Here is a 22,045-nt window from a genome sequence, read left to right on the forward strand (position 1 = left end):
TGAGTGTACCGATATTGTGGGCGCATGAGCACGCCCCGCCAGTCCGTTGCCGCATCGGGCGGGAGCGGCGCCGCACCGGGACCGAATGCCGGTTCCGCGCACGACCCGGTCCCGCTGTGGAACATCGCCAACATACTCACGGTGCTGCGTATTGCACTGGTACCGGTGTTCCTCGTCTTCTTGTTCATCGGCGATGGACAGGAGACTCTCTGGCGGCTCGCGGCAGCAGGGGTCTTCGCGATCGCCGCGATCACCGACCGTATCGACGGGCAACTCGCCCGGAGGTTCGGGCTCGTCACGGACTTCGGCAAAATGGCCGATCCGATCGCGGACAAGGCGCTCATCGGGGCTGCCCTGGTCGGGCTGTCGCTGCTCGGAGATCTGTCGTGGTGGATAACCGGCATCATCGCCGTGCGCGAGCTCGGTATCACCGCATTGCGCTTCGCGGTACTACGGCACGCAGTGATACCTGCCAGCCGTGGCGGCAAACTCAAAACTCTGGTGCAGACCGTCGCAATCGGCGTGTATCTGCTTCCGCTGCCCGACGTCGTGGCACCGTTCGCTATGGCTTTGATCGTGCTGGCGGTAGCGCTCACGGTCGTCACCGGGCTCGATTACATCGTCCAGGCGGCGAGGCTGCGCGCCGGTGTACGTCGCGCCGAACAGGAGCACCTCAACGGTGAGCCCGCGTGACAGCGCGTCAGGCTCCGGCTGAGGACACTGCGACGCGAGCTGCCTGATGACGAAGCGAACTGGGATGTTCAGGTTTGCCCACCGGAAGGCAACGGCTACTCACGCGCTCGGGTTCCCCGGCGGCGATGTAATGTCTGTGCACCGCGGTATTCGAAGTCCGGTGGATGCCCGGGAACCTCGCGACCGTGTCGCGCGTTGTCGAGGTATAGGCACGACGGACGAAGGAGGATGCGATGGCGCTGTTGTTGCGTGAGGCACTCGGTGACAGCCTTCGGCGCACCCGTGTTTCGCAGAGCCGCACCCTGCGTGAAGTCTCCAGCAGCGCCAGGGTCAGTCTCGGTTATCTCTCGGAGGTCGAACGAGGGCGGAAGGAAGCGTCGAGCGAACTGCTCGCCGCGATCTGCGACGCACTCGACGTGCCCCTGTCCGACGTGCTTTTCGACGTCAGTGAGTCGCTTGCCGACCGGGCTCTGCAGCCTGCCGGCGCGGACGTGATGATGCCGGGTGGCTATGCGGGCCCGGACGCTGCGCACTCCGAGTCGGGTGTCGAAACGGTCGACGCAGCCCTGCTGAACTCGGACCCGCTGCTTGCCCAGGAGTCGCTCATCACGCAGGAGACTCGCGTGGTGATTCCAGCACCGGCGGCACGGGCGCTCGCCGCGGCATAACATGGATCGCGACCGTGTCGGCCACGCCGAATACGGACGATAGCGACACAGCGTGGGTCACCGTCCCGGGGGGTGGCTCGAGTCGCCAGGTGGGATCGCCGGATCGGTCGAGTCGAAGGTGACCGGCACGGCGAACCGGAACCGGTGCGCGAGGGTCGCGCACCGGGTCGCGTTCGGCGCGGCGTACAGATGGAGGCGGGATCACACCCATGGCTAATCCGTTCGTCAAGGGTTGGAAGTACCTCATGGCGCTCTTCAACTCCAAGATCGATGAGAAGGCCGATCCGAAGGTTCAGATTCAGCAGGCGATCGAGGACGCACAGCGTCAGCACCAGGCGCTGTCACAGCAGGCAGCATCGGTGATCGGCAACCAGCGCCAGCTGGAGATGAAGCTGAACCGGCAGCTGGACGAGGTCGAGAAGCTCAATGCGAGCGCTCGTCAAGCCGTGATGATGGCCGACCAGGCCAGCAACGCCGGCGACACGGAGAAGGCGATCCAGTACACGAATGCAGCCGAGGCCTTCGCCGCGCAGCTCGTCACCGCCGAACAGTCGGTCGAGGATCTGAAGGTCCTGCACGACCAGTCGCTGCAGGCCGCGGCTCAAGCCAAGAAGGCCGTCGAGCAGAATGCCATGGCGCTACAGCAGAAGGTGGCCGAGCGCACCAAGCTGCTGAGCCAGCTCGAGCAGGCGAAGATGCAAGAACGCGTCAGTGAATCGCTGCGGTCCATGGACTCGACGCTCTCCGCACCGGGCAGCACGCCCAGCCTGGATGCCGTGCGCGAGAAGATCGAGCAGCGCTACGCCACCGCACTCGGCTCGGCCGAGCTTGCCCAGAACTCGGTGCAGGGACGCATGCTCGAAGTGCAGCAGGCCACCGTTCAGATGGCCGGCCACAGCCGTCTCGAGCAGATCCGTGCTTCGATGAAGGGCGATGCACTGCCGGGCGGCGCACCGGCGAATCCCGCCGTCAACACTGCAAAGGAGCCTCCGAACGCTGCAGGCTCTGCAGGGTCCCAGTAGTCGCGCAACCTCCATCGAGCGAACTCGACAACCATGAGCACACCCGACGACGGCCGGACCGGAATGACTCCCGGTCCGGCCGTCGCCGCGCTCAGAGAGGTGACCGACGCTGCGGTGGACGTCGCCCGTCGATGGCGTGATCCGGCGGCGAAGCTCCGACGAAAGAAGCGCCGTGCACGGCGTCGTGCCGGATTCTTCGGTATGACCGCCGGAACGTGGGGGATCGGCACCGCAACTCTGGTCGCGGCGTCGGCGCCCGAGTGGACGGTCGTGGCTACCGGCGGTGCAACCGCTGTGTTCGCGGTACCGGCGATCTTTGCGTTGCGTACCTTCCGTCGTCTCGACGCGGTTCCGCTCCCACCGGCCTCTCCAGCGCGCCGGTCCTTACCGCCGCCCGGATCGGTGGCCCGAGCTGCAATGCAGCGGCTGTCGAGTAACGAGCAGGGCCTCGAGCGACTACTCGCCGTCGTCTCCAAATCCGGTGCCGTGGCGGGTGACGACCTCGAGGAGATCGGAGAGGCCGCACGGTCGGCGTCGTCGGCGCTCGACAGCGTCGTCGAAGACATCGTGGCGCTCGAATCCGCTGCCCGAGCCAGCGAGGCGGCCGGCGTTCACCTGGGTCCCGCCATCACGGCGGCGGGGCAGCGGCTCGACTCGGGCGTCGATCAATACGAACAACTCGTCTCCGCTGCTGCGAAACTGGCCGCAGCGCCTGAAGGTACACGGTCGATGGCGTTCCTCGACCGGCAGCGGACCGAACTCATAGATGCGTCGGAACGGCTGGAGAGCTGGGCGCAGTCCTGGCGTGAGATCGAGCAGATCCAGGAACGCCACCGACACTGACCCGCTACTGCATCGGCGAGAGTCGGTCGTCGACCCTGTCAGTCGTCGACACCGCGTGCCGCGAGCGCCTCTCCCATCGCCTCTGCGGTCATGAGCGCGCCCACTACGATCGGCACGACCAGAGCCCGCAACGAGAAGCCCAGCCCTCGTGCCTTACGAGCCTCGGTGACACGTGCGACCATCGATCCCAACAGCGGGATGCAACGAATCGTCATCACGAGCACGAGACCGACCCGGTCCGGGTCCACTCCCACCCGTCGAAGGGGTCGTACAGCCGCAACGATCGCGTCGAGCATGTCCGTCATACGAGTGGTCAGTGTGATCAGCAGGGCCAGAGCAATCGCCAGAAACAGCGATCCACAGATGACTACGGCGCGTTCCCATCCAGCCACGATCACCTGGAAAACCGCGATGACCGCGAGCATCCACAGCAGCGGCCGCAATTGCGTTGCGGCGAGCCGTACCGGGATCCGGGCGAGGGCGTAGGCACCTGCCACGGCGACCGCACAGGGAAGGACCTGCCACGGCTGTCGGATCCACAGCGTCATGACGACGATCGTCAGTGACACGACAATGAGCTTGGCCCCTGCAGGAAGTCGGTGCAGCGGGGAGTGCCCAGGGTGGTGCAGGCCGACGATGCTCACCCGATGAGGTCCCGGTAGAACGTGATCGCCGGACCCGGTGCATCGTCGGCAACGATGCGTCCTGCATCGACGACGAGGACCCGATCGAAGTCGCCGAGCAGATCGAGTTGGTGGGTCACGACGATCAGCTGCTGTCGGAGGTTCGAGAAAGTCCGGGCGATCAGTTTGGTGTTGCGTAGGTCGAGGAGAGTGGTCGGTTCGTCCGCGACCAGGATCTGCGGGTCGGTGACCATGATCGCGGCGAGCGCGAGCAACTGTTTCTGTCCCCCGGACAGGAGGTGACTCGGGTGGTCATGATGCGCGGCGAGGCCGAAGTCGTCGAGCACCTGCCGGACTCGCTCGTTGCGCTCGGCCTTACCGAGGGAGCTACGGCGCAGGGAGAATGCAACGTCCTCTGCGACTGTCGGCATCACGATCTGGTGGTCCGGGTCGGTGAAGACGAATCCGACGCGTTTACGGACCTCGCGCCCCTTGCGGCCGGTGTCGAGTCCGTCGACGGTCACCGAACCGGAGGTGGGGACGACCAACCCGTTGATCATGCGTGCGAGTGTCGACTTGCCGCTGCCGTTCGCGCCGACGATGCCGATGCGGGGCTCGGTCAGGACGACGTTCACGTCGTCGAGGACCGCACGCTCACCGTAGGCGTGGCGGACCTGCTGGAAACGAATCTCGCTCATCGGGTGGTGCAGCGTTCAGTGTGCGGGGTCGGCGGTGGGCGTGTGTCTGATCGGGGACATGAGCAGGGCGGGATAGGCCCGATGCACCTGGGCGGCCACTGCGGCGGCCACTGCGGCCTTGAACAGATCGCCAGGAAGGAACGTGACGTTGGCTGCGAGCGCGGCCCACACGGTCAGATCGGTTCGCAACACCATGCCTGCGATTCCGAACACGTACAGCACCACAATGCCGCCGAGTACATTCGCCGCGATACCCGGGAGAACGCGATAGCGGGGAAGCATGCGAGCGCTGAGCCATCCGATCACCGCGACTGCCGGGATCCAGCCGAGCAGGAAGCCTGCCGTGGGGCCGGCAAGTGAGGTGAGTGTCGTCCGTCCCCCTGCGAGTACCGGAAGTGCAAGCCCGAGAAGGATCACGGTCGAGACCGACAGCATGCCCTTGCGTGCGCCGAGCAGTGCACCGGCGAGCATGACGCCGAGGGTCTGCAGGGTGATCGGGACGCCCGAGGAGCCGATCGTGATCTGCCCTGGCAGGCCGAGAGCGATGATGAGGGCGGCGAACACCGCGATCTGCGCCAGGTCGCGGGCGGGGGTAGGGCGGCTCGGGGACACGTTCACTCAGCTTCCGACAGTCGACTTCCGAATTGAGGACCAAACCCGTCGAGCGTAGGCGGGTACGGAGAGTTCCGCACCACCACCCTGGGTGAACGGCGACCCCGAGTGGTCCCCCCGGCTTCTGCGGGTATCCCCTGATCTTTCCCTGATCTATGCTCTGAGCTGGTGTTTTCTCGGCAGTGTCGTGTCAGGATCGTGTGAGTACGACACGGAACGTGCGCAGGCACGAGGCGGGAGAAGACGATGTTCTGGAAGATTGTCGGTGTAGTGGTGCTGGTATGGATCGGGCTTGCGGTGATCGGCGCAGTCTTCGACCACCTGTTCGGGATCCTGGTGCTGGGTGCGATCGCGTTCGGCGGTTACATGCTGTACAAGGCCATCTCCGGAGGGAATCGGCGCGACGACATCACGCGGGTCTGAGCGAGACCGCATAGTGGACGTATGGAACCTGTGCCGGAGGACTGGACGAGGGGAATCGTCGTCGTTGCTCATCCCGACGACATCGAGTACGGCGCGGCTGCGGCGGTGGCCCGGTGGACTCGGCAGGGCAAGGACCTCCGGTATGTCCTCGCTACCAGTGGGGAAGCCGGGATAGCGGGCTTGCCGCCCGCAGAGTGCGGTCCGCTCCGGGAGGAAGAGGAGCGGGCATCAGCGGCGATCGTCGGTGTCGAGTCCGTCGAGTTCCTCGGCCACCCCGACGGGCGTCTCGTTGCGGGACCCGACCTGCGGCGTGATGTGGCAGGAGCGATCAGGAGGCATCGGCCCGAGATGGTGGTGACCGCGAATTTCGGGCTCACGTGGTTCCCGGGCATGCTGAACAGCGCCGACCATCGTGCGTTGGGGTTGTGTGTGCTCGATGCCGTCTCCGACGCCGCCAACGAATGGATCTTTCCGGAACTCAGCGTGGAGCAAGGACTCGCGCCGTGGCCCGGAGTGCGGTGGGTAGCGGTCAATACCCCCGCCGCGTCGCACGCAGTCGATGTCACCGGCACTGTCGACGTGGCGGTGGAGTCACTCGCCGCGCATCGCCGGTACCTCGAGGCACTCTCCGACATCGACGTCGTCGAGCAGGCCCGAGCGCAGGTCGACATGGCGACAGGACCGTTGGCAGGGTTTCCGGCGACCCGCGCTGTCGGTTTCGACCTCTATACCTTCGCCGGATAGGCACCGGGCGTAGGGTCGGGCGCCCGCGCGCTCGAGATGATCACGCTCATGTGGCAGTCTGGCCCGATGCGAGTGGCGTTGGTGGCAGGGCCGGATGCGGGACACGCAATTCCCGCCATTGCGCTGGGTAAACGGTTCGTCGATGCGGGTCACGAAGCGGTGCTCTTCACCGGCCGGCGTTGGTTCGACATCGATGTGCCCGGCGTGACGGTGGCGCCGCTCGAAGGGCTGACTCCGAGGGCCGACGACGACGACGGCGATGCGGGTGCGAAGATCCACGCGCGGGCCGCGCACATCGCAACACTTCTGCTACCCGCTCTCAGCGCGCTTCTGCCTGATCTTGTCGTTTCCGACGTCATCACCGCGGGCGGCGGAATGGCCGCCGAGCGGCTCGGGATTCCGTGGGTCGAGCTGTCTCCGCATCCGCTCTACCGGCCGTCGCGCGGCCTGCCTCCGATCGGCAGTGGTCTCGAGCCCGGGGTGGGGCTCCGCGGACGGGCCCGTGACGCGGTGTTGCGCGGCCTCACGGCGCGATCCTTACGGCAGGGGGAGCGCGAACGTTCCGCCGCGCGCGTCGGGATCGGTCTACCTGCGCAGGACCCAGGACCGATCGCGAGACTCGTCGCGACCGTGCCTGCCCTCGAGGTACCGCGGCCGGATTGGCCGTCGAACGCCCACGTCGTGGGCCCGCTGCATTGGGAGCCGACCGCGACCGTTCTCGAACCTCCTCCGGGCGACGGACCTCTGGTGATGGTTGCTCCGTCGACGGCGACCACCGGAGTCGTCGGGATGCTGGACGCGGTGTGTGAGGGCCTGGATGGGCTCGGGATGCGCGTTGCGGCCACGATGCTCGAACCGCCGGAGAGTGTGCTCCCGGTATGGGCGGTCGCGGGGAGCGGACGTCAGGACGTTCTTCTGAGCGATGCCGATGTCGTTGTCTGTGGGGGCGGGCATGGAATGCTTGCCAAAGCCTTGAGCGCGGGGGTGCCCGCGGTGATCGTGCCGGGTGGAGGCGATCAGTGGGAACTCGCGAACCGGGCTGCGCGACAGGGGAGCGCGGTGGTGGTCCGGCCTCTCGACGCCGCGTCGGTCCGGATTGCGGTCACAGAAGTGCTGGCAGAGCCGCGGTTCGCGGAGGCGGCCAGGCGCGCCGCCGCGACAGCAAAGGACGTCGAGGACCCGGTCGCGGTGTGTGTGGGCGCAATTCGCTGATCGGATCGTCACTGCGGGCAATTCGGTTCGGCCGTTACGGTGGTGCCGTGCGATTGACAGAGTTCCATGAGATGGTCCGAGACGAATTCGGGCAGGTATACGGCGATGCCCTGTTACGGGACCACATTCTGCTCGAGCTGGATGGACGGACCGCGGAGCAAGCGATCGAGGCAGGTCAGGAACCTCGCGAGGTATGGCGGGCGCTGTGTGAGGAGTTCGGCGTGCCCGCCGCACGTCGTTGATCGAACACATTTGCATGCGTTCGAACAAATGTTCCCCTATGCTGAGGATGTTCGATGGCGAAAGGCGTCCGTCCACAGGCGGCGATTTTCTCCACAGTTTCGGCGGGTCCGCGGTCATGGCAGCGAAAGATGTCGGTGCCCGGTTGTAGCGTCGTCGACAATCAGGACGGGACACGATGAAGGGGACCAAGATGGCAGCACAGGCACACGATCGCGAGAAGGCGCTCGAGCTTGCTCTGGCGCAGATCGACAAGAATTTCGGCAAGGGATCCGTGATGCGCCTGGGGGAGGATGCCCGTCCTCCCATTGCTGTGATCCCGACCGGGTCGATCGCACTCGACGTGGCGCTCGGTATCGGTGGCCTGCCTCGCGGCCGGGTGGTCGAGATCTACGGGCCGGAATCCTCGGGTAAGACCACGGTGGCCCTCCACGCTGTGGCCAACGCTCAGGCTGCAGGCGGCATCGCCGCGTTCATCGACGCGGAGCACGCCCTCGACCCGGAGTATGCGCGCAAGCTCGGTGTCGACACCGACGCCCTGCTCGTGTCGCAGCCCGACACCGGCGAGCAGGCCCTCGAGATCGCCGACATGCTGATCCGCTCCGGCGCGCTCGACATCCTCGTCATCGACTCGGTCGCAGCCCTCGTGCCCCGCGCCGAGATCGAAGGTGAAATGGGCGACAGCCACGTCGGCCTGCAGGCCCGACTGATGAGCCAGGCGCTGCGCAAGATGACGGGTGCGCTCAACAACTCGGGCACCACCGCGATCTTCATCAACCAGCTGCGAGAGAAGATCGGAGTCATGTTCGGCTGCTTCAACTACTCCACAAGGGTGCAGTTGGCCGACGGCACGACCGAGAAGATCGGCAAGATCGTCAATCGGAAGCTAGACGTCGAGGTCATGTCCTACGACGCCGACACCGACAAGATCGTGCCCCGCCGTATCGTCAACTGGTTCGACAACGGCCCGGCCGACCATTTCCTGCAGTTCACCGTCGAGAAGTCCGGTGGAAACGGTCGTTCCCAGTTCGCTGCGACGCCGAACCACCTCATTCGCACGCCCGGTGGTTGGTCGCACGCAGGCGACATCATCGCGGGCGACCGCGTTCTCGCGATGGAACCGCACCGTCTGAGCGATCAGCAGTTCGAGGTCGTTCTCGGATCGTTGATGGGCGACGGTAACCTGTCGCCGAACCGTCGAGACCGCAACGGTGTTCGCTTTCGGATGGGTCACGGTGCGAAGCAGCACGAGTACCTCGACTGGAAGTCCGGGCTGCTCGGCAACATCGGTCAGTCTGTGCGCACCAACGACAAGGGTGCCAAGTTCGTCGACTTCACTCCGTTGCCCGAGCTCGCCGAGCTTCAGCGCGCGGTCTATCTCGGCGACGGCAAGAAGTTCCTGTCAGAGGAGTACCTCAAGGCACTCACGCCGCTGTCGCTGGCCGTCTGGTACATGGACGACGGCTCCTTCAGCGTGCGCTCGAAGGGGCTGCAGCAACGGACCGCGGGTGGGAGCGGCCGCATCGAGATCTGCGTCGAGGCGTTCAGTGTAGGCTCCCGAGAACGAGTGCGAGACTACCTGCGCGACACTCACGGTCTCGACGTGAAGTTGCGCAGTGCGGGCGCCCGCGGAGTTGCGGTTCTCACGTTCACCACTGAAGCGAGCGCGAAGTTCCAGGAGATCGTGGCGCCGTACATGGCCCCGTCGATGGAGTACAAGCTCCTGCCGCGGTTCCGCGGTCTCGGCACCGTGACGCCGCAGTTCGTCGACACCACGCAGCGTTTGGTTCCTGCTCGGGTGCTCGATGTCCACGTCAAGCCCGATACTCGTTCGATGCATCGTTTCGATATCGAGGTCGAGGGCAATCACAACTACTTCGTCGACGGCGTGATGGTGCACAATTCTCCTGAAACCACCACGGGTGGAAAGGCTTTGAAGTTCTATGCCTCCGTCCGGCTCGACGTTCGGCGCATCGAGACGCTCAAGGACGGCGGCGACGCGGTCGGCAACCGCACCCGCGTCAAGGTCGTCAAGAACAAGGTGTCGCCGCCGTTCAAGCAGGCCGAGTTCGACATCCTCTACGGGCAGGGCATCAGTAAGGAAGGCTCGCTGATCGACATGGGTGTCGATCAGGGCTTCATCCGAAAGTCCGGCTCCTGGTACACGTACGAAGGCGATCAGCTCGGTCAGGGCAAGGAGAACGCCCGCAAGTTCTTGCTCGAGAACACCGACATCCGCGACGAGATCGAGAAGAAGATCAAGGAGAAGTTGGGTATCGGTGCTGTGTTGACCGACCCTGAGGCGGAGGAAGCCGACTTCTAGCCGCCGAGCCGATGAGAAGGAGGCACGGATCGAGCGATCCGTGCCTCCCTTCCGATCCGACGTGGGGCGCCGTCGGGCAGCCGAGACAGTCCGGGCGGCCGCGACAATGCGGACAGACCCTGCGGAAGTCGATGCCGAAAAGTAGTGTCCTGTCGCGTGACCACACGACATTCAGCAAGGATCGCAGCTTTGGCCGGACTGAGCGCCGCAACGATTCTCGGTGTCACCGGAACTGCCGCCGCCGATCACACCGACTACATGATCGTCCCAGGCCACACTCACACCCTCGGTGAAGGCAACGACCCGTTGTGCGCCGGCCAGATCACCACGAGTATCCGATCTCCTCACGATCATCCCGGCGCCGCACTCGTATCGATGACCTTCGCGCCGTACCTCGGTACGGCAAGCGGAGGGAAGCCGACGTGCGCCGTGACCGCGTTGGTGAACTGGAACAACCTCGATACCGGCGCTTCGGGTTCGGTTCCGGAGTACATGGTGAACCATTCGAGGGGGCTCGCGCCGAGTCGTCAGGACGGCGGATACGTGGATATCTCCACGGGGCCGGGGCGAGTCCTGTTCTCCGTCGCCACCACGAGTCTGCACCATGTCGTCCCAGCGCCCCTCGAGGTGTTCGTTCCCTGAGCGCTTCACTGATCGTCTGGCAGCATCGGTGGGATGACGGTGCGTCCCATACGGTTGTGTGTCTTCGGTGATTCCTTCGTCGCGGGTGTCGGAGATCCCGCGTTTCGCGGTTGGGTGGGACGAGTCGCCGAGCTTGCGCTCCGCGAGTTGTCCGTCGACCTCACGGTCTACAATCTCGGTGTCCGGCGCGACACGTCCTCCGATGTGCGGGCACGTTGGCAGGGCGAAGCGCTCGCCCGGTTTCCCCGCGAGTGCGACAACCGGGTGATCGTGTTGTTCGGTGTGAACGACACGACTCTGCAGGACGGCGCACTTCGCGTCGAGCCCGCGGAGTCCGAATCCAATCTCGCCGCGATCCTCGATGATGCTGCGTCCCACGGGTGGCCCACACTCGTGGTCGGGCCACCACCGATTGCAGACGGACAGCAGAACACCCGTACAGCGGCCCTCGACGAGCGGCTGGCGGCGGTGTGTCAGGGGCGCACTGTGCCCTACCTCCGCACGTTCTCGCATCTCGCGGGCGCGACCTCGTGGATGAGAGAAGCAGAGCAGGGCGATGGTGCGCATCCGTCCGCGCAGGGCTACACCGACCTCGCCGAACTCGTGCGCGCGGACATCGCAGCGTGGCTCGGGACGCCGGCGGAATCGGTCGGTGGCCGCGTCTAGGGTTTTCAGCATGGACGATCCTGAAGATGTCGGACCATCCGAGAGCGACACGGCCACCGCACCGGGAGGTCGCGGGCGTCGGGCCCGCCCCGAACCGGGTGGTGGCACCGAAGCGCAGGCCAAGGACGTGTGCCTGAGGCTTCTCACCGATCGTGCTCGGAGTCGTGCCGAACTCGCCACCAAACTCGAACAGAAGGGCTTCACGGCTGAGATCGCCGAGCGCACTCTCGATCGTCTCACCGAGGTCGGGCTGATCGACGACGCCGACTTCGCCCACCAGTGGGTGCGCTCGCGGCATCTGTACTCGGGGAAGGGTAAGCGTGCGATAGCACTGGAGTTGCGCCGCAAGGGCATCGACCAGCAGGACGCGGCCGATGCCCTCGACGCGATCGACAGTGATTCAGAACGCGAACGGGCCGTGGAACTGGTCAGAAAGAAGCTCCGCACCCAGGCGCCGTTGCCTACGGAGGGCGACCGGCGTGAGATCGCGGCCGAGCGCGACAAGCTGGTTCGACGACTCGTCGGGATGCTTGCCCGTCGCGGCTACGCGCAGGGGATGGCGTTCGAGGTGGTCCGCGACGAACTCGGGGCTTTCGAAGCTGACGCGAACGAGCCACTCGACTGAACTTTCTGCTCGTCACCTCACCGAGGGGGACCGGTGATGTCCATCCCGGGTACTGCCGTCACGGGCACCGGGGCATCCGGCTCACCGTCGGTGGTCGAACCCCGGCGCCTGCTCGACCGCAACCGCTTCTCGAGCCACGTTGCGAAGCGGGTCAGGGCGCTGTTGAGGATGATCATGATTGCAGCCACCACCAGCAGCGACGGCAGGTAGTTCTGGAAGTAGGCACCGAGCTGCTGCCCCGACCGCACCACTTCGACATAGCCGATGAGGTAGCCGAGTGCGGAGTCCTTGAGCGCGATCACCATCTGCGACACGATCGCAGGCAGCATCACGGTCACCGCCTGCGGCAGGAGGATCAGCCGCATGGTCTGCCCCTTGCGCAGACCGATGGCCGACGCTGCTTCGGTTTGTCCCTTCGGGAGTGAATTGATGCCTGCGCGCACGATCTCGGCGATCACGGACCCGTTGTAGAGCGTCAGACCGGTCACGACTGCGGCGAGCGCAAGGTAGTCGGACTTGAACAGTCGATACTCCGCGAACACCTGGTACGCGAAGATCATCAGGATGAGGACGGGAATCGCGCGGAACAGCTCGACGATGAACCCGGACACCATCCGAATGGAACGGTGTTCCGACAGTCGGCCGATGCCCAGTATCGCCCCCAACGCCAAGGCCAGCACGATCGACAGGGCGGCGGCAATCAGCGTGCCCCGGATACCGGGGATCAGGTACGTCGTCCAACTCGACGACTCGAGGAACGGCTCCCACTTGGCTGCGGTGAGCTGGCCCTGGGAATCCAGTGCGCGGTACACGACGTATGCAATGACCACGAGAACGACCGCCACGACCACGGACAGCACCCGGTAGAGCGCGCGGGCCTTCGGGCCGGGAGCGTCGTAGAGAACAGTGCCTTCCGAACTCATCGCGCTACCTCGAATCGCTTGCTGAGCCAGCCGAACAGCAGGCCGGTGGGGAGGGTCAGGATCACGAAGCCCAGAGCGAAGATTCCACCGATGACGAAGATGGCTGCCTCGTTCTCGATCATCGTCTTCATCAGCAGCGACGCTTCGGCCACACCGATCACCGATGCGATGGTCGAGTTCTTGGTGAGGGCGATGAGCACGGAACCGAGCGGTGCGATGACTGCGCGGAATGCCTGCGGCAGCACGATGAAACGGAGATTCTGGCCGAACGTCAGACCCAGCGAGCGTCCGGCTTCGGACTGCCCGAGGTGGACGGTGTTGATGCCGGATCGCAGCGACTCGCACACGAAGGCGGCGGTGTAGACGGTCAACCCGAGGACCGCGAGACGGAAGTTGTTGTCCACCAGAAATGTCGGCGAGGACTGCGGTGCGAGATGGATCTGGAGGGTCTGTGACAGGCCGAACAGGCAGAAGATGATGATCAGGGTCAGCGGGGTATTGCGGAAGACCGTCACGTACGCGGTTCCGACTGCTCGGGCGACGGGGATCGGTGACACCCGCATGGCGGCGAGGATCGTGCCGAGGATCAGCGAACCGATCGCGGACAACACTGTCAGCTGGATTGTCGTCCAGAATGCTTCGAGCAGCTGACTGCCGTACTTGCTGAACAGATCCACAGGTCAACTCCGGGATCGACGGGACGGGACTGTGAGGGTGGAACCGGCCGGTCCGTGAACTCGTCACGAACCGGCCGGACGTACCTCGGGAGCAACGCCGGATCAGTACCGATCGACGGTCGGCGGCTCGGGCAACGGGTATCCGGACGCGCCGACGGTTGCCTCGAAGGCCTCCGCCCAGGCTCCGCTGTCGATCATCTCCTGGATCGCATCGTTGATAGCAGCGCGCGAAGCGTCGTCGCCCTTCGCCAGGCCGATGCCGTACCGCTCCTCGGTGAAAGGTTCACCGACCACCTTGAAGGAGCCGGGACTCTGGGCTGCATAGCCGGCGAGGATGATGTCGTCGGTGGTCACCGCGTCGACCGCACCGTTACGCAACGCCTCGACGCACGCGGAGTAGGTGTCGAACTCCTGCAGCTGCACATCTTGTGCATAGGTGTCCTTGACGTTCTGTGCCGGGGTCGACCCCGTCACAGAGCACAGACGCTTGCCGCCATTGAGCGATTCCGGACCGGTGATCTCGGTTTCGTCTGCGCGCACCAGCAGCGACTGGCCCGCGATGAAGTACGGACCGGCGAAATCGACCTTCTCTTTGCGGGAATCGGTGATCGAGTAGGTTGCGACGATGTAGTCGACCTCGCCGTTCTGGATCAGCGTCTCGCGCTGAGCCGACGGCGATTCCTTGAACTCGATGTTCTCCTCGGACACGCCGAGCTGCCCGGCCACATACTTGGCCACCTCGACATCGAAACCGCTGAAGGTGCCGTCGGGATTGCGCAGGCCGAGTCCGGGCTGATCGAACTTGATGCCCACCACCAGGTTTCCGTTCTCGGCAGAGGACGTGACACTGCGGGATTCGTCGCCACCGCACGCTGTTGCGGCGAGAGCGACGGCGATCGCGCCGATGCCCAGGCGGATCGAGCGAGACATTTTCATCGAGTACCTCCGGTTGTGGTGTTCGATCGGGCTGTCGTGGAACGGGGCTGGTGGCTGAGGATCTTGCCCCCTCAGTGGCTGAGAATCTTGCCGAGGAAGTCCTTGGCCCGATCGGAGGACGGTGCGGTGAAGAAGGTGGTGGGGTCGGTGTCCTCGACGATGCGGCCGTCGGCCATGAACAACACGCGGTCGCCGGCCTTGCGGGCGAAGCCCATCTCGTGCGTGACGACCACCATCGTCATCCCCTCCTTCGCGAGCGAGGTCATCACGTCGAGAACTTCCTGGACCATCTCGGGATCGAGCGCGGAGGTCGGCTCGTCGAACAGCATCACCTTCGGACTCATTGCCAGGGCGCGGGCAATCGCGACACGTTGCTGCTGACCGCCGGACAACTGGGCGGGATACTTGTCGGCCTGGTTCGCGATACCCACTCGTTCGAGCAAGCGCAGCGCGTTCTCCCGTACGGTTTCCTTCTTCTGCTTGCGGACCTTGAGTGGGCCCAGCATCACGTTCTCGAGGATCGTCTTGTGAGCGAAGAGATTGAACGACTGGAACACCATGCCGACGTCGGCGCGCAGCGCTGCCAGGGCTTTACCTTCGGCCGGAAGAGTCTTGCCGTCCACCCGGATCTCGCCGGAGTCGATCGGCTCGAGCCGGTTGATGGTTCGGCACAGTGTGGACTTTCCGGATCCCGACGGGCCGACCACGATGACCACCTGACCACTCGGAACCTCGATGTCGATGTCCTGGAGGACGTGCAGCGCACCGAAGTGCTTGTTCACGTTCGTCATCGTGATCATCGGAGTGGAGCTGCTCGATACCTCCGAGGGCTTCGCCGAACCCGCATCCGCTGCTGTCATGATCAAGACCCTATGCGGTCGTTCTCCGAAACCCCCACATTTCGTCCCATCGACATTCAACTTTTACAGCGGCAATCGGGCGAGGCCGGACCGTGGCCGTCCTCGGCATGGGTGCGGCGCGGCGCACACTGTCACCGCCGGGACGGTCGGTTACTCTCGTGAGCTACCCTGAGACGTGTCATTGATCGACGATGTTGCCCCGAACACAGGTGCTCGGACGTATGAGGTCCGCACTTACGGCTGCCAGATGAACGTGCACGATTCGGAGCGTTTGTCAGGCCTGTTGGAAGACGCCGGCTTCACCCGCGCCGAAGCGGGTGCATCTCCCGACCTTGTCGTCTTCAACACGTGCGCAGTGCGCGAGAACGCCGACAACAAGCTGTACGGCAACCTCAGCCATCTCCGGCCTGTCAAGGACGAGAACCCGAACATGCAGATCGCAGTCGGGGGTTGTCTCGCGCAGAAGGATCGCGCCACCGTCGTGAAGAAGGCGCCGTGGGTCGATGTGGTGTTCGGCACTCACAACATCGGCAATCTCCCGGCGCTCCTCGACCGCGCACGCCACAATCGGAAGGCCGAAGTCGAGATCCTCGACTCGCTCGAAGCGTTCCCCTCGACGCTCCCGGCGAAGCGCGAGTCGCCCTATGCAGGATGGGTGTCGATCTCGGTCGGATGCAACAACACATGCACCTTCTGCATCGTCCCCGCCCTGCGCGGCAAAGAGGTCGATCGTCGACCCGGCGACATTCTCGCCGAGGTGCAGGCACTCGTCGACGAGGGTGTCCTCGAAGTCACCCTGCTCGGACAGAACGTCAACTCGTACGGACGGTCCTTCGCCGACCCGGAACAGCCCCGCGACCGCGGCGCGTTCGCGTCGTTGCTCCGCGCCTGTGGCGACATCGACGGCCTCGAACGCGTGCGGTTCACGTCGCCGCACCCCGCCGAATTCACCGACGACGTCATCGAAGCGATGGCGTCGACGCCCAACGTCTGCCCCCAGCTCCACATGCCGCTGCAGTCGGGCAGCGACCGGATCCTGCGCGCAATGCGCCGGTCGTATCGCAAGGAGAAGTTCCTCGGCATCATCGAGCGGGTCCGTGCGGTCATGCCGCACGCGGCGATCACCACCGACATCATCGTCGGATTCCCCGGTGAAACCGAAGAGGATTTCCAGGACACCCTCGACGTCGTCGAGAAGGCGCGATTCACCAGTGCCTTCACGTTCCAGTATTCCAAGCGCCCCGGCACACCCGCTGCAGAGATGGACGAGCAGCTCCCCAAGGCTGTCGTGCAGGAGCGGTACGAGCGCCTGATCGCGCTGCAGGAGCGCATCACCCTCGAGGAGAATCGCAAGCTCGTCGGTACCGAGGTCGAATTGCTCGTCGCGGACGGTGAAGGCCGAAAGAACGCGGCAACCGCCCGAATGAGCGGCCGCGCCCGCGACGGGCGACTCGTGCACTTCCGGCCCGAAGGCAACGTCGACACCGCGGTTCGGCCCGGTGACATCGTCACGATCGTCGTCAGCGATGCTGCGCCGCATCATCTCGTCGCCGATACCCCGATCCTCACCCACCGCCGCACCCGCGCGGGCGATCACTTCGAACAGGGGCGCCTGCCCAAGACGAAACCGATCGGTGTGGGACTCGGCCTGCCGAGCATCGGTGCCCCCGAACCCCTACCGACACAGATGGGATGCAACGCATGACCACGGGCGAGAACAGTCCGAACACCCACCGGGGCACGGATGGCAACACCGACCGGCTGAGCGACCACGGACTCAGGGAGGCCCGCGCCGACCTCGAGGCCGCCGAACGCAAGATTGCGGGTGAAATCGACCCCGGGGCCCGCGCGATGTTCGTCGCCGTCGCAGTGCTCGTGCTGCTCGGTTCGTTCAGCCTCCCACACGCCGGTGCCGCGAACGGGTGGGAGGTGCTCTCGTTCGCCTCCGACGCGACAGCGGAATCCATTGCGCTTCCGTCCCGCATCTTCACGTGGCTTGCGCTCGGCTTCGGCGCGGTCGCCTCGATTCTCGCACTCGTGACCCGAAAGTGGTTCCTGGCATGGGCCGCGGCTGCCGGCTCTGCTGTGTCGATCATCTTCGGGTTGCTCACCGTGTGGTCACGTCAGACGCTCCCGGTCGACTCCGGCGCGTCCGGACCCGGAATCGGTCTGTTCCTCGGCTGGGTCGCCGTGATGGTCCTGACCTTCCATTGGATCCGCGTGGCCTGGTCCAGAACGTCCGCACAGCTCGCGGCCGAGGCCGAGCTGCGGCGTATTGCCGAGGAGGACGACCGCCGGGGGATGTTCGGTGGACATCTGAAATAGACCACCTACAGCGACGAGACGAGCCCCGTTCGGGCCGGATGCCTTTCGGACCGAACGGGGCTCGTGGTCACAGCGGACGCGATCAGCGCTCGCCGACGGCGCTCTCTGCAGCTTCCGCCCACTCCCGCCACTGTGCAGCCTGGGCGAGTGCCGCGTCGGCGTCCTTGGTGCGGCCCTTCGCCTGCGCCTTCTCCGCCTGCTCCTCGAACTGCTGGACCCGCTCGCGGAACTGAGCGGCGCGGGCAAGGGCTTCGGGGTCGGTCCGACGCCACTCGCTGTCGGACGCTTCACGGACGCGCTTCTCGATCGCGCGGAGGCGACCCTCGAGATCGTGCATCCGGTCGCGGGGAACCTTGCCGATCGCCTCCCACTGTTCCTGAAGTTCGCGCAGCCGGGTACGCGCGGCTTCCAGGTCGGCCGCAGGGTCGATCGTCGATGACGACTCCAGCAGCGCCTCTTTGGCGCGGGCGTTCTCCTCGAACTCGGCGTCGCGTTCGGCGGACGCGGCATTGCGCGCGGCGAAGAAGACGTCCTGCGCGCCCTTGAAACGTTTCCACAGTTGGTCGTCGGCTTCCCGAGGTGCGCGCCCCGATGCCTTCCATTCGGCAAGCAGATCCCGGAACGCTGCGGCGGTTGCGCCCCAGTCGGTGGAGTCCTGCAGAGCTTCGGCGCGTGCGACCAGGTCCTCCTTCTTGGTCTTCGCGGAGGCACGTTCACGATCGAGTTCGGCGAAGTGAGCGCCGCGCCGACGATTGAAGGCCTCTCGTGCCTTCGAATACCGGCGCCACAAGACGTCGTCGGTCTTGCGGTCGACCCCGCGGATCGACTTCCACTCGTCGAGGATCTCCCGCAGACGATCGCCCGCGGTCTTCCAATGAGTCGAGTCGGCGCCGATCTCTTCGGCCTCTGCCGCCAGCGCTTCCTTGCGGGCAGTGGATTCCGCGCGGTGCCGTTCCTTCTCCTGTTTCTGGACGATCGCCGCCTTCTCCGATTCCTCGATCACGCCCGTGAGCCGCGTCGAGAGTGCGTCCAGGTCGCCGATCACCGCCGCGGTCGGTAACGATTCGAGGATCGCTTCGGCCGCCGCGCGGGTTTTCTTGACGTCACCGGAGCCCGATGTCAGACGTGTCTCCAACAGCGCGACCTCGGTTGCGAGATCGTCGTAACGCCGACCGAAATGCTCGAGGCCTTCGGCAGCGTCGCCTGCCTGCCACGAACCGATGCAACGCTCACCGTCAGCGGTCAGAACCCACGCGGTGCCGTCATCGTCGACCCGTCCGAACCGGCTCGGATCGCTCGCCGGTACCGCAGGGGCGTGCGGATGCGTCTGTCCAGGGGCCGGATGAGGCTTGGGGGCGTGCTCCGACTCGGTCGGGGCGGGCTTCGGCGCGCCGGGGCGTGGGCTTCCCGGCTTCGGGGGACCAGGACGCGGCGGTGTGCCGGACACCTGCTCGGGCGTCGGGTCCTGTGCGTTCGGGTCGGTCATCGCTACCTCATCTCTGCCGCGCGGCACGGCTGCCTGATCGCATCGCTTACCGCAGGTCCGGTCACGGCATCCGTGATCACGTCCGCCCCCTATTGAAACAGGTCGCGCGCCTGCGGGGCTCCCGGTCCGGTCGACTACCGTTGCCGATGTGTTGATTGCCGCGGTGTTCGTGCCTTCCCCGCCTCTTCTCGTGCCCGAATTGCTCGGACTCGCTGCCGCCGAGACCGACGAGCTACGACACGCCGTGCTCGCTGCGGCGCGTGTGGTCGGCGATGTCGACGAGTGGATAGTGGTGGGTACGGGGACCGAGTCCGAGGAAGTCCCGTCCGACGCCGTCGGCACCTTCCGCGGATACGGTGCCGACGTCCGGATCTCACTCGGTCCCGCAGGGGATCCGGCCTCAGGGTCTCCGGACGTCGACATGCCGCTAACTGCGTTGATTGCCGGATGGCTGCGCGAGCGTGCAGCGCCTGGAGCCCGCGCCGAGGTACACGTCCTCGCCCGCGATACGGATCCGGCCGAATGTGCACAGCTGGGCAAGACTCTGCGAGCGCAACTCGACGAAGGCGCCGCGCGGCGCGGGCTGCTCATCGTCGCCGACGGCGCTGCCACCCTGACCGCCAAGGCTCCTGGCGCATTCGACGAGAGATCCGCTGCAGTCGAGCAGAGTCTGGGCGGAGCGCTCGCTGCCGGTACTCCCCAGACGCTGGCTGCGCTCGACGCCGGACTGTGCGCGGACATCGCACTCGAAGGTCGTGCTGCATGGCAGGTGCTGGCAGCGGCGTTCGCCCAGCCTCCGTCCGAGGCCACGATCGAATACAGCGCCGCACCGTACGGGGTGGGCTATCACGTGGGGACCTGGCGCCCGTGAGTCTCCCGGTGCATCGCCGCCCCATCGCGGTGGTGGGTCCGACCGCCACAGGGAAGTCGGATCTCGGACTGGATCTCGCAGAGGCGCTCGGCGGCGAGATCGTCAACATCGACGCGATGCAGCAGTACCGCGGTATGGACATCGGCACCGCGAAACTGCCGGTAGGCGAACGACGCGGGATTCCGCACCACCAGCTGGACGTTCTCGACGTCACCGAGACCGCGACCGTCGCGCGCTATCAGGAGTCCGCCACCGCTGACGTCGAACGCATCCTGGCGTCGGGCCGGGTGCCGGTCGTCGTGGGCGGGTCGATGATGTACGTGCAGTCTCTGCTCGACGAGTGGCAGTTCCCGGCGACCGACCCCGACGTCCGCGCGAAATGGGAAGCCGTCCTCGCCGACGGGGGCGTGGCCGCCGTGCACGAAGCCCTGCGCCATGCCGACCCTGCCGCGGCCGCCACGATCCTGCCTACGGACGGGCGGCGTATGGTGCGCGCGCTGGAAGTCGTCGAGCTGACCGGTCTTCCCTTCGCTGCGTCACAACCGACCGTCGGCGACCCACGCTGGGGCACGATCATCCTCGGTGTCGACCGCGACACGACAGATCTGGACGAGCGCATCGAGAAACGCACCGATCTCATGTTCGAACTCGGTCTCGTCGACGAGGTCCATGCCCTGATCGAGCAGGGACTCCGCGAGGGTGTGACTGCGCCCCGCGCTATCGGATACTTCCAGGTCCTCGACTATTTGGAAGGCAAGTGCGACCTCGACTACGCGCGGGAACGGACGTTTATCGGAACCCGCCGGTATGTCCGGCGGCAGCGTTCGTGGTTTCGCCGCGATCATCGGATCCGCTGGCTCGACGGCGCCGACCCGAACTTGGTCACCGAGGCGCTGCGAGTCGTCGACTCCGAAATGCTGTGATTCGTCGACGCTGAAGTGCTGTGGAGTCGTCGACTCCGAAGCGTTGTGAGTCACCGACTCCTGGAGCCGAGCGCAGCGAGGCCCTCGCTAAGGTTGACGGCATGGAGTTCAGCAAAGGCCACGGCACCGAGAACGATTTCGTCATCCTTCCGGATCCCGATGCCCGGCTGACTCTCACATCCGACCGCATCGCGGCCCTGTGTGACCGACGACGCGGTCTCGGAGCCGACGGCGTGCTACGCGTAGCGCGGACCGGAGCATTGGTCGAGTCGGGTCTGCTCGATGCGGTCCCTTACGGGGCGAGCGTCGGCGACTGGTTCATGGACTACCGCAACGCCGACGGATCGATCGCCGAGATGTGCGGCAACGGGGTGAGGGTCTTCGCTCACTACCTCACCGCGGAAGGGCTGGAGACTCGGGAGAGCTTCGTCGTGGGGTCGAGAGCCGGCGGCAAGCCCGTGCGGGTCCACTCTGCCGGACCGGTTACGGGCGAGGTCACCGTGGAAATTGGACGGGTTGCACAGCTCGGTGAGTCGTCCGCCACGATCGACGGCCGCGTGTATCCGGGGATCGGCATCGACGTCGGAAACCCGCATCTGGCCTGTGTCGATCCGAATCTCACCGGCGCGAGCCTCGCCGCACTCGACCTCACGTCGCCCGGTTACGATCCAGGCTTCTTCCCGCAGGGCGTCAACATCGAGTTCCTGAGCCCGATCGAATCAGGAGCCGTTCAGATGCGCGTGCACGAGCGGGGGGTCGGCGAGACCCGCTCGTGTGGAACGGGCACGGTCGCGGCGGCCGCAGCGGCGCTGCGGTACGACGGTGCCGACGCCGGTGTCGTGCGGGTGCGGATTCCCGGCGGTGCAGTGGAGGTGCGGATCGAGGACGAACATGCCTGGTTGAGGGGGCCCTCGGTGCTCGTTGCGCGCGGCACCATCAGCGACGACTGGTGGTCGTCGCTCGGGTGAACGCATACCTTCTCGGGGTGGTCCGAAAAACTCGAATGCACC

25 protein-coding genes are annotated in these 22,045 nt (G+C 65.6%); 17 read left to right on the forward strand and 8 right to left on the reverse strand.

What is annotated here, in order from left to right:
- Nucleotides 1-24 precede the first annotated feature (24 nt).
- From pgsA to MWU77_RS15295, 4 genes are all read left to right on the forward strand, one after another.
- Nucleotides 25-693: a CDP-diacylglycerol--glycerol-3-phosphate 3-phosphatidyltransferase gene (gene pgsA / locus MWU77_RS15280; protein WP_169688766.1), complete on the forward strand. Its 669-nt coding sequence runs from the start codon at nt 25-27 to the stop codon at nt 691-693.
- A 233-nt stretch (nt 694-926) separates the two neighbouring features.
- A complete protein-coding gene (locus MWU77_RS15285) occupies nt 927-1,361 on the forward strand; it encodes a helix-turn-helix domain-containing protein (protein ID WP_169688767.1) in 435 nt (144 codons plus the stop codon).
- Nucleotides 1,362-1,570: 209 nt separating this feature from the next.
- Entirely contained in the window at nt 1,571-2,383 is an 813-nt protein-coding gene (locus MWU77_RS15290) for a PspA/IM30 family protein (RefSeq protein WP_169688768.1), read from the forward strand.
- Between the two features lie 33 nt (nt 2,384-2,416).
- A complete protein-coding gene (locus MWU77_RS15295; protein ID WP_169688769.1) occupies nt 2,417-3,226 on the forward strand; it encodes a hypothetical protein in 810 nt (269 codons plus the stop codon).
- 38 nt (nt 3,227-3,264) lie between these two features.
- Here MWU77_RS15295 and MWU77_RS15300 read toward each other — a convergent pair whose 3' ends face one another.
- From MWU77_RS15300 to MWU77_RS15310, 3 genes are read right to left on the reverse strand one after another with little or no spacing between them, the layout of a single operon-like run.
- Nucleotides 3,265-3,870: an energy-coupling factor transporter transmembrane protein EcfT gene (locus MWU77_RS15300; RefSeq protein ID WP_169688770.1), complete on the reverse strand. Its 606-nt coding sequence runs from the start codon at nt 3,868-3,870 to the stop codon at nt 3,265-3,267.
- The gene (locus MWU77_RS15305) at nt 3,867-4,547 is read right to left on the reverse strand and encodes an energy-coupling factor ABC transporter ATP-binding protein (RefSeq protein ID WP_169688771.1); all 681 of its coding nucleotides are present in this window, start codon (nt 4,545-4,547) and stop codon (nt 3,867-3,869) included. The genes MWU77_RS15300 and MWU77_RS15305 overlap by 4 nt, the downstream gene beginning before the upstream one ends.
- A gap of 15 nt (nt 4,548-4,562) precedes the next feature.
- Nucleotides 4,563-5,159, reverse strand: a complete 597-nt coding sequence (locus MWU77_RS15310; protein ID WP_169688920.1) for a biotin transporter BioY — start codon at nt 5,157-5,159, stop codon at nt 4,563-4,565.
- Between the two features lie 246 nt (nt 5,160-5,405).
- Between MWU77_RS15310 and MWU77_RS15315 the strand changes: the two genes are divergently transcribed.
- The 8 genes from MWU77_RS15315 to recX all read left to right on the forward strand — a co-directional run bounded on the left by MWU77_RS15315 (nt 5,406) and on the right by recX (nt 12,034).
- The gene (locus MWU77_RS15315; protein ID WP_169688772.1) at nt 5,406-5,582 is read left to right on the forward strand and encodes a hypothetical protein; all 177 of its coding nucleotides are present in this window, start codon (nt 5,406-5,408) and stop codon (nt 5,580-5,582) included.
- A gap of 21 nt (nt 5,583-5,603) precedes the next feature.
- Nucleotides 5,604-6,326, forward strand: a complete 723-nt coding sequence (locus tag MWU77_RS15320; RefSeq protein ID WP_169688773.1) for a PIG-L deacetylase family protein — start codon at nt 5,604-5,606, stop codon at nt 6,324-6,326.
- A 66-nt stretch (nt 6,327-6,392) separates the two neighbouring features.
- Entirely contained in the window at nt 6,393-7,538 is a 1,146-nt protein-coding gene (locus tag MWU77_RS15325) for a glycosyltransferase (RefSeq protein ID WP_206040112.1), read from the forward strand.
- 47 nt (nt 7,539-7,585) lie between these two features.
- Nucleotides 7,586-7,780, forward strand: a complete 195-nt coding sequence (locus tag MWU77_RS15330; RefSeq protein WP_169688775.1) for a DUF3046 domain-containing protein — start codon at nt 7,586-7,588, stop codon at nt 7,778-7,780.
- 191 nt (nt 7,781-7,971) lie between these two features.
- Complete coding sequence (gene recA / locus MWU77_RS15335; protein ID WP_247274206.1) at nt 7,972-10,101, forward strand: intein-containing recombinase RecA; 2,130 nt, start codon at nt 7,972-7,974, stop codon at nt 10,099-10,101.
- A gap of 156 nt (nt 10,102-10,257) precedes the next feature.
- A complete protein-coding gene (locus MWU77_RS15340) occupies nt 10,258-10,743 on the forward strand; it encodes a hypothetical protein (protein ID WP_169688777.1) in 486 nt (161 codons plus the stop codon).
- A gap of 33 nt (nt 10,744-10,776) precedes the next feature.
- The gene (locus MWU77_RS15345) at nt 10,777-11,409 is read left to right on the forward strand and encodes a GDSL-type esterase/lipase family protein (RefSeq protein ID WP_169688778.1); all 633 of its coding nucleotides are present in this window, start codon (nt 10,777-10,779) and stop codon (nt 11,407-11,409) included.
- A 10-nt stretch (nt 11,410-11,419) separates the two neighbouring features.
- Nucleotides 11,420-12,034 (forward strand): recombination regulator RecX, encoded by a 615-nt coding sequence (gene recX, locus MWU77_RS15350; RefSeq protein WP_169688779.1) that lies wholly within the window; start codon nt 11,420-11,422, stop codon nt 12,032-12,034.
- Between the two features lie 17 nt (nt 12,035-12,051).
- Here the strand turns inward: recX and MWU77_RS15355 are convergent, their stop codons facing one another.
- The 4 genes from MWU77_RS15355 to MWU77_RS15370 all read right to left on the reverse strand — a co-directional run bounded on the left by MWU77_RS15355 (nt 12,052) and on the right by MWU77_RS15370 (nt 15,370).
- Nucleotides 12,052-12,957 (reverse strand): amino acid ABC transporter permease, encoded by a 906-nt coding sequence (locus MWU77_RS15355; RefSeq protein WP_169688780.1) that lies wholly within the window; start codon nt 12,955-12,957, stop codon nt 12,052-12,054.
- On the reverse strand, nt 12,954-13,634 hold the full coding sequence (locus MWU77_RS15360; protein ID WP_169688781.1) for an amino acid ABC transporter permease: 681 nt from the start codon (nt 13,632-13,634) through the stop codon (nt 12,954-12,956). Before MWU77_RS15360 ends, MWU77_RS15355 begins: the two co-directional genes overlap by 4 nt.
- A gap of 102 nt (nt 13,635-13,736) precedes the next feature.
- Nucleotides 13,737-14,570 (reverse strand): glutamate ABC transporter substrate-binding protein, encoded by an 834-nt coding sequence (locus MWU77_RS15365; protein ID WP_169688782.1) that lies wholly within the window; start codon nt 14,568-14,570, stop codon nt 13,737-13,739.
- 71 nt (nt 14,571-14,641) lie between these two features.
- The gene (locus tag MWU77_RS15370) at nt 14,642-15,370 is read right to left on the reverse strand and encodes an amino acid ABC transporter ATP-binding protein (protein ID WP_169688921.1); all 729 of its coding nucleotides are present in this window, start codon (nt 15,368-15,370) and stop codon (nt 14,642-14,644) included.
- Between the two features lie 235 nt (nt 15,371-15,605).
- Here MWU77_RS15370 and miaB point away from each other — a divergent pair, with 235 nt between their 5' ends.
- The gene (gene miaB / locus MWU77_RS15375; RefSeq protein ID WP_169688783.1) at nt 15,606-17,135 is read left to right on the forward strand and encodes a tRNA (N6-isopentenyl adenosine(37)-C2)-methylthiotransferase MiaB; all 1,530 of its coding nucleotides are present in this window, start codon (nt 15,606-15,608) and stop codon (nt 17,133-17,135) included.
- Complete coding sequence (locus tag MWU77_RS15380; RefSeq protein WP_169688784.1) at nt 17,123-17,755, forward strand: hypothetical protein; 633 nt, start codon at nt 17,123-17,125, stop codon at nt 17,753-17,755. Before miaB ends, MWU77_RS15380 begins: the two co-directional genes overlap by 13 nt.
- An 82-nt stretch (nt 17,756-17,837) precedes the next feature.
- Here MWU77_RS15380 and MWU77_RS15385 read toward each other — a convergent pair whose 3' ends face one another.
- Complete coding sequence (locus tag MWU77_RS15385) at nt 17,838-19,241, reverse strand: DUF349 domain-containing protein (RefSeq protein WP_247274169.1); 1,404 nt, start codon at nt 19,239-19,241, stop codon at nt 17,838-17,840.
- 148 nt (nt 19,242-19,389) lie between these two features.
- Between MWU77_RS15385 and MWU77_RS15390 the strand changes: the two genes are divergently transcribed.
- From MWU77_RS15390 to dapF, 3 genes are all read left to right on the forward strand, one after another.
- Nucleotides 19,390-20,112, forward strand: a complete 723-nt coding sequence (locus MWU77_RS15390; protein WP_247274170.1) for a hypothetical protein — start codon at nt 19,390-19,392, stop codon at nt 20,110-20,112.
- The gene (gene miaA, locus MWU77_RS15395; protein ID WP_374229882.1) at nt 20,109-21,035 is read left to right on the forward strand and encodes a tRNA (adenosine(37)-N6)-dimethylallyltransferase MiaA; all 927 of its coding nucleotides are present in this window, start codon (nt 20,109-20,111) and stop codon (nt 21,033-21,035) included. The genes MWU77_RS15390 and miaA overlap by 4 nt, the downstream gene beginning before the upstream one ends.
- A 101-nt stretch (nt 21,036-21,136) precedes the next feature.
- Entirely contained in the window at nt 21,137-22,003 is an 867-nt protein-coding gene (dapF, locus tag MWU77_RS15400) for a diaminopimelate epimerase (RefSeq protein ID WP_247274171.1), read from the forward strand.
- Nucleotides 22,004-22,045 lie beyond the last annotated feature (42 nt).

This window comes from Rhodococcus sp. F64268, from assembly GCF_023015605.1.
Lineage (GTDB): Bacteria > Actinomycetota > Actinomycetes > Mycobacteriales > Mycobacteriaceae > Rhodococcus.